The organism is Streptacidiphilus jeojiense (genome assembly GCF_000719095.1).
GTDB lineage: Bacteria > Actinomycetota > Actinomycetes > Streptomycetales > Streptomycetaceae > Streptacidiphilus > Streptacidiphilus jeojiensis.
Genome location: NZ_JOEH01000087.1, coordinates 1 through 1101, shown reverse-complemented (window position 1 = coordinate 1101; position 1101 = coordinate 1). Strand labels below are relative to the sequence as shown.

General features: G+C 71.5%; 2 protein-coding genes and 1 pseudogene. All 3 read right to left on the bottom strand.

Annotated features, from left to right (window positions below):
- Positions 1 to 432: GTP-binding protein (locus tag IF29_RS0141130; RefSeq protein WP_084715571.1), on the bottom strand; the 432-nt coding region annotated here is incomplete at its 3' end.
- Complete coding sequence (locus IF29_RS0141125; RefSeq protein WP_030267691.1) at positions 413 to 865, bottom strand: DUF742 domain-containing protein; 453 nt, start codon at positions 863 to 865, stop codon at positions 413 to 415. The genes IF29_RS0141125 and IF29_RS0141130, both read right to left, overlap by 20 nt.
- Before the next feature lie 76 nt (positions 866 to 941).
- Positions 942 to 1101, bottom strand: a pseudogene (locus IF29_RS0141120) (roadblock/LC7 domain-containing protein); the annotation flags it as partial.

Here is a 1101-nt window from a genome sequence, read left to right as displayed (position 1 = left end):
GAAGGGGAGTCCGCTGTTTTCGAAGTAGTCGATGGCGGGGAAGCAGTCGGCGAGGCGGCGGGTGTCGACCAGGACGACGGCGCCGATGGCGCCGCGGACGAGGTCGTCCCACATGAACCAGAAGCGGTCCTGGCCGGGGGTGCCGAAGAGGTAGAGGATCAGGTCCTCGTCCAGGGTGATGCGGCCGAAGTCCATGGCGACCGTGGTGGTGGTCTTCCCACTGACGTGGGTCAGGTCGTCGATGCCGGCGGAGGCGCTGGTCATGACCGCTTCGGTGCGCAGCGGGTTGATCTCCGAGACCGCACCGACCAGGGTCGTCTTGCCCACCCCGAAGCCGCCGGCCACGACGATCTTCGCCGAGGTGGTGGCCCGGTGCGGGGCGGGTGGGGCCGGCGCGAAGGGCGCCGCGGGCCTAGAGCTTGCGAAGTCCACTGAGCACCCTTTCGAGCAGTGTGACGTCCGGGGTGCCGCCCGAATCGGAGGCGGCGGCCGGTTGGTGGATGGCGACCAGGCCGGCTTCGGCCAGGTCGGCGACGAGGATGCGGGCCACGCCCAGCGGCATCGGGACCAGCGCGCTGACCTCCGCGACCGACTTGACCTCGCGGCACAGCTGGACGATCCGGGCGTGCTCGGGCAGCAGCGTGCCCGCCCGGTCGGCCTGGGCCGTGGTGGAGATCAGCGCCTCGATGGCGAGCTGGTAGCGCGGCCGGGTCCGTCCGCCGGTCATGGCGTACGGGCGCACGAGTGGCTGCCTGGCGCCGCCCTGGGGCGGCTGCGAGCCGTGCGGTCCCTGCTGGCCGCCGTACGAGCCGCCGCCGTACGCACTACTGCCGTACGGACCGGTGGAGCCTTGGGGCGGGGTCATCTGTCCTCCTTGAGCTGCAGCGGTCCGTCGTGCCTCTCCGCGGCGTGGTGATGGTGCGAGGGTGTGCCGTCAGGCCTCAGTGGAGCAGGCTGCCTTGGAGCTCCGTCCGGAGTGCCGGGGTCAGCACGTCACCGGTGCGGTCGACGAGGAGGGCCATCTCGTAGCCGACCAGGCCGATGTCGCTGTCGGGGGAGGCGAGGACGGCGAGGGAGGATCCGTCGGAGACGGCCATGATG